Consider the following 4,828-nt stretch of genomic DNA (forward strand, 5'->3'; position numbering starts at 1 on the left):
TCGATGTCGGGAGTGAGGGACAGTCCGTGCTTCTGGGCGCGGTCGTTGAGCTGACGCCTGGTGGGGTCCAACTGCGACCACCCGGATTCAGCTAGAACCAAAGGGCGCTGCGTGAGGTTTTCTACGGATACAGGTGTGGCCGTGACGTCTGGGTCGGCATGAAAATACGCGGCTTCGCAGGACCAGAGCGCGTCGCCGATGGTCAGGCCCCTGGCCTCGATGGGCAGCGCCACCACGCCCGCTTCGAGCCTGCTGGACCGTACCATGTCAGCAACCTGGGCAGAGTTTGCCCCGATAACACGCACGTGGATCTTCGGATACAAGGTCCGAAACGCAGGGACAAGCCCCGAGAGGACATACTGCCCGCTATTGAACATCCCGAAGGAGACGGTACCTTCAACCCGGTCCCTGATTCCCGAGACAGAGGCCATCGCGTTCTCGTACTCTTGGGCAACCCTGCGGGCATGGGGCAGGAATTGCTGGCCCGCTTCAGTCAGGGTTAGTCCTTGCTTCGCGCGGGTGAATAAAGCGACTCCGAGGGTCTGTTCGAGCTTGCGGATCTGCTCCGAAACCGTCGGCTGGGCTATACCCAGGTCATCCGCGGCCTGCGTCAAGGAGCCACCGGCTGTGGCCGCCAAAAAGTAGTTCACCTGAAGAATCGTCACGTTCATCCACTCCCCTGTTTTCAACAAAGGAATTATCGCAGAAAACATAGGAAGTGCCTATGTAAAGAGACTTGGCAAACCGTTGTTATCCAAAGGTCAACGTGCTTAGATAATTATATAACAAAGCATTTACCTATGGATCAAGGGATGAGATAGCCATGTCTGGAACGTCCACGCTCGCATATGCGGACAAGGAATCACATGCGATTGCGGCCCGTGCCGCCGACATAGGCCATCACTGCCCTTCGAGCGGCTGGTGGCAGGGCACCAGGTCCGGCCGGGTACGCTACATATCCGAAGGATCCGTAATGCCCCCCGGCGGCGGAAGTAGCGAATCCTGGTACGCACTTAACGCCACGGCACCACACCCCCGGACGACCCCGATCTTGAGTAAGGCACCATCGGATGCAGACTGCGAAGACGGATGCATCTTCTGCACCGGCCCGGAAACCGATTAGAACACCGGGAGCGCGACGAGATGATGAGGATCCGAAAGGCCAGCAGTCGGGAAGTCACGGCCACATACTCCGGGGGAAAATACTATCTTGCCCATGCAGGCATAAGGACAGCCGTCGCCATGGAGACGCCCCCATATGGCGACGCGGAGATCATGAACGCACTTGAAGCGCTTATTGTCAGGGCAACTGACTTCCTCCCCGCAAGCGATCCAGCGGAGGCAGGGCGGCCATAGCCAGCCGAGACCCCGGACGCGCCCGGAGTCTAACGCTCGTTCACAGCGTCCGCGCCGGAAGTGCAAAGGTGGCCTAGTATTAATTTGACTCGCGAACAAACAAATACGATTAGCCTAGACGAAGCCCCGAAAGGAGACAGCTCTTGGCTTCCAGCTCAACGCTCCGTCATATCAATCAGGCCCGGGTGCTTGACGCCCTCCGGAAACACGGACCGCGCTCACGGGTAGGGCTTTCCGAACTCCTGGGACTTCAGCGCTCCACGATTACCGTCATCACTGGCGCCCTGATGGATGACGGCCTGGTGCGGGAAGTCGATGAGGACACCCAATCCCAGAAATCCGCCGGGCGCCCGCGCGTACAGCTGGAGCTGTGTCCCGCCGGGGCATATTTCGCCGGACTCGATCTGGGTAACGACATCTCCACCGCGATACTCGTCGACCTTAGCGGTTCCGAAGTTGGACGCGCGTCGGCCGCCACTGACAGAAGCGACCCGGATGCCGCCGAACGCAAACTGCTTGAGCTGCTCGAGTCCATCCTGTCCGAGCACGCTGCCGCGCGATCCAGGCTGCAGGGCATCGGCATCACCGTTCCGGGCACTGTGGTTGAGGGAAAGATCGAACGGGCTCCGATCCTGGGGTGGGGGCACGTCAGCTTCGGTGACACTATTGCCCGCGAAACCGGCCTTCCGGTTCTCATTGACAACGACGCCAACGCGGCAGCCATCAGCGAGGCACAGTTTGGCATCGGACGCGACAGCAGCGACCTGCTCTACATCCTTCTGGACACGGGGATCGGCACGGGCCTTGTGCTGGAAAGACGTATCTACCGCGGCAGCCTCGGTCAAGTTGGAGAAGCCGGCCACATCCGCGTCCCCCGCAGCGACGGATCACCAATGTCTCAATGGTCGAGCGTCGAGGACGTTATCGGAATCTCCGGCCTGAGGGAAAAGTACCGCGACCTCGGCGGAACGGCGCCTGACTTCGAGGGATTTCTGCAGGATCTGCGGGAAGGGCGGGATTCCGCCGTCAGCGCGGCAGCGGAGTGGCAACAATACCTTCTCTGGTTTACCTCTACGCTCATGTGGATGCTGTCCCCGCAGCTGGTTGTTTTCGGTGGCCGGTCTTCAGCTATCCTCAGTGACGCCGAGGCTATGGCCGCCGTCGTCGAAGGCACTGCAGCTGACACGAGCCGCACCACGTTCGCCGTGTCCGCATTCGGCGCCGACGCCATTGCCATGGGAGCCGCCGCGCTCCCCATGAGTGAGTTTTTCTCGCTTCCCGCGCTGCGTCCGGAGCAAGCATTCACCCCGCTCCGGACATCAACGTCAACCGGCGGCCAAACCGCCTAGTCCACCGCGGTCAAGCGCCCCACTGCACGTGGCATCGGAGGCCGTTTCAGCAGGTGCTCACTGGGCGTCCAGATCGGTTTCCAGGAGCGCAACCAACGAAGCCAACGCCTCATCGGCACCGTGCCCCTCGGCGCGCAGAACAACAGTGTCGCCGTTGGCCGCGCCGAGAGTCATTAAGGACAGAATGCTTGCTGCATCCATGGCTTCGTCCTCCGGGGCTCCGCTCAGCGCGATGGTCACCTCCACATCAAGTTGTGCTGCCGCATCGGCGAAAATTGCAGCCGGGCGGGCATGCAGGCCAGAGCGGCTGGCGACAACGGCGGTTCTTTCGGGCATGGTTTGCTCCTTGATTTTGAGTGGAATGTCCTGATTGGACGTGGGCGCCCGTTGAAGGGCGAGTCGCGGTTTTCCATGACAAAGGAAGGCAGCTGATAGGTGATCAGGCCGGTGAAGGGATCAGGCCAGTGACGCCGGAGTTGGCCCCGGTGACTCACGAAAACCGAGCGTTTCAGCGGCTCGCTTCCCGGCGGCCGCAGCCCAGATGGAAGGTTCATTCATTGCGGACTGGGAGTCGCCGGCGAGCTGGTCAAGGCCCAAGGCCCAGGTCCCCGCATCTGCCCTGATGCGGCCAGCTATGACGGCAGATTCGACGCCGGCGTCCAGCGCCCGTTGAAGGACGTTTCCTACGAGTTTGCCGGTTCGGCTTTGACCATCGAAGGAGCCCTCGCCCGTGATGACCAGATGTGCCTTCCGGATGCGGTGGTCGAGTTGGACGAGTTCGGCGATGCGGTCCGCTCCTGACTCGATGCGGGCGCCATACGCGGCCATGAATCCATACCCGGTTCCGCCGGCTGCCCCTGAGCCCGGAGAATCCGGGTTGAAGCCGAGCATGGAAGCGAGGGATTTCAATGCTTGATCGAGCATCTCAACCTGCTGTGCAGTGGCGCCCTTCTGCGGCCCGAAGATCGCTGCCGCACCGTCCTGACCTGTCAACGGGGCGGTGACATCCGAGAGCAGCGTCACGCCGCCGGGAATGGGGAGTAGACCAGCGAGGTCGATAGAAGTGACCATGGCCAAACCTGCACCTCCGTCTGGAACCGCGTTGCCGTTTGAATCCAGCGCTACGGCGCCCAACGCCCGGAGGGCTCCCAAACCGCCGTCGGTTGAGGCGCTGCCGCCGAGCGCGAGCCAGACCTCCTGGGCGCCATCCTCGACGGCGGACCGGATCACCTCGCCAACGCCGCGGGTGGTGGCCGTCAGCGGTGCAAGTTCATCCATATACGGCAGCCCCGCGATCTGCGCCAATTCCACGACGGCAATGTTTCCGGGGAGGAGCAGCCATTGGGCGCAGCGTGGCTTACCGTCCGGCCCAGTGATGCCATCCAGTTCATAGACGACAGCCTTGGGAGTTGCTGCCGAGATGGCCTCGAGGGTCCCTTCTCCCCCATCAGCCAGCGGAACCAGTTCCAGTTCGTCACCCGGCCGTAGGGATGCCCAGCCTTCTGCAATGGCAGCGGCGGCCTGCCGGGCGCTAAGGGTTCCTTTGAACGAATCTGGCGCGATCAGGACACGCAGAGGTGGTGTGAGTTCTTTCATAGAATGGAGAACGTACCATTAATTCGTCTCGCGAACAATCATTGACACTGGACTCGCCCAGCCCTACTCTTGTATTAATTCGAGACGCGAACAAACACCCCAGCACATCCAAATCCACCGCTCACGCCTCGAGCCCTTCCGGCAATCGACCACCATGGACACGAGTTCATCAGTTAGTTCATTCGCCGAACGAACATTGATTTCAAAGGAGAAAACTTGATGACCACCCCCAGCCCAACACGCCGCGCGACGACGCGCGGATCCCAGCAAGGAGCCTAGGACCATGTCCACAAAAGGATCCGTGGGATCACGCATCATCGAACAGGTGGGCGGCATTGAGAACATCAACAGCCTCACCCACTGCGCAACTCGTCTGCGTTTTGACCTTCGCGACCAGTCCCTGGTCAGCGATGAAGCCGTGGACGCCATTCCCGAGGTGATGGGAGTAGTGCGGCAGGATGAACACCGCTACCAGGTCATCGTTGGCGGAGCCGTCAACCATCTGTACGTCGAAATGACCAGGGACT

The 4,828-nt window shown here is 61.1% G+C and carries 5 protein-coding genes; 2 read left to right on the forward strand and 3 right to left on the reverse strand.

The window, feature by feature from the left end; translation table 11 throughout:
* On the reverse strand, positions 1-671 hold a 671-nt coding region (locus HP499_RS20830), incomplete at its 3' end, for a LysR family transcriptional regulator (protein WP_172326031.1).
* A gap of 828 nt (positions 672-1,499) precedes the next feature.
* On the opposite strand from HP499_RS20830, the gene HP499_RS20835 reads away from it, so the two are divergent.
* Positions 1,500-2,705: an ROK family transcriptional regulator gene (locus HP499_RS20835; protein ID WP_172326032.1), complete on the forward strand. Its 1,206-nt coding sequence runs from the start codon at positions 1,500-1,502 to the stop codon at positions 2,703-2,705.
* A 57-nt stretch (positions 2,706-2,762) separates the two neighbouring features.
* On the opposite strand, the gene HP499_RS20840 is transcribed toward HP499_RS20835, so the two are convergent.
* Both HP499_RS20840 and HP499_RS20845 read right to left on the reverse strand, forming a co-directional pair.
* Complete coding sequence (locus HP499_RS20840) at positions 2,763-3,041, reverse strand: HPr family phosphocarrier protein (protein WP_172326033.1); 279 nt, start codon at positions 3,039-3,041, stop codon at positions 2,763-2,765.
* A 120-nt stretch (positions 3,042-3,161) separates the two neighbouring features.
* Entirely contained in the window at positions 3,162-4,301 is a 1,140-nt protein-coding gene (locus tag HP499_RS20845; protein WP_172326034.1) for a glycerate kinase, read from the reverse strand.
* Positions 4,302-4,584: 283 nt separating this feature from the next.
* On the opposite strand from HP499_RS20845, the gene HP499_RS20850 reads away from it, so the two are divergent.
* Positions 4,585-4,828: PTS glucose/sucrose transporter subunit IIB (locus HP499_RS20850; protein ID WP_172326035.1), on the forward strand; the 244-nt coding region annotated here is incomplete at its 3' end.

The sequence above is a fragment of the Paenarthrobacter sp. CM16 genome, assembly GCF_013179505.1.
Lineage (GTDB): Bacteria > Actinomycetota > Actinomycetes > Actinomycetales > Micrococcaceae > Arthrobacter.

What these genes read in the sequence shown, in the direction of transcription:
- HP499_RS20840 (WP_172326033.1), bottom strand. Translation starts at nt 3,041, where the DNA reads ATGCCCGAAAGAACCGCCGTTGTCGCCAGCCGCTCTGGCCTGCATGCC.
- HP499_RS20845 (WP_172326034.1), bottom strand. Translation starts at nt 4,301, where the DNA reads ATGAAAGAACTCACACCACCTCTGCGTGTCCTGATCGCGCCAGATTCG.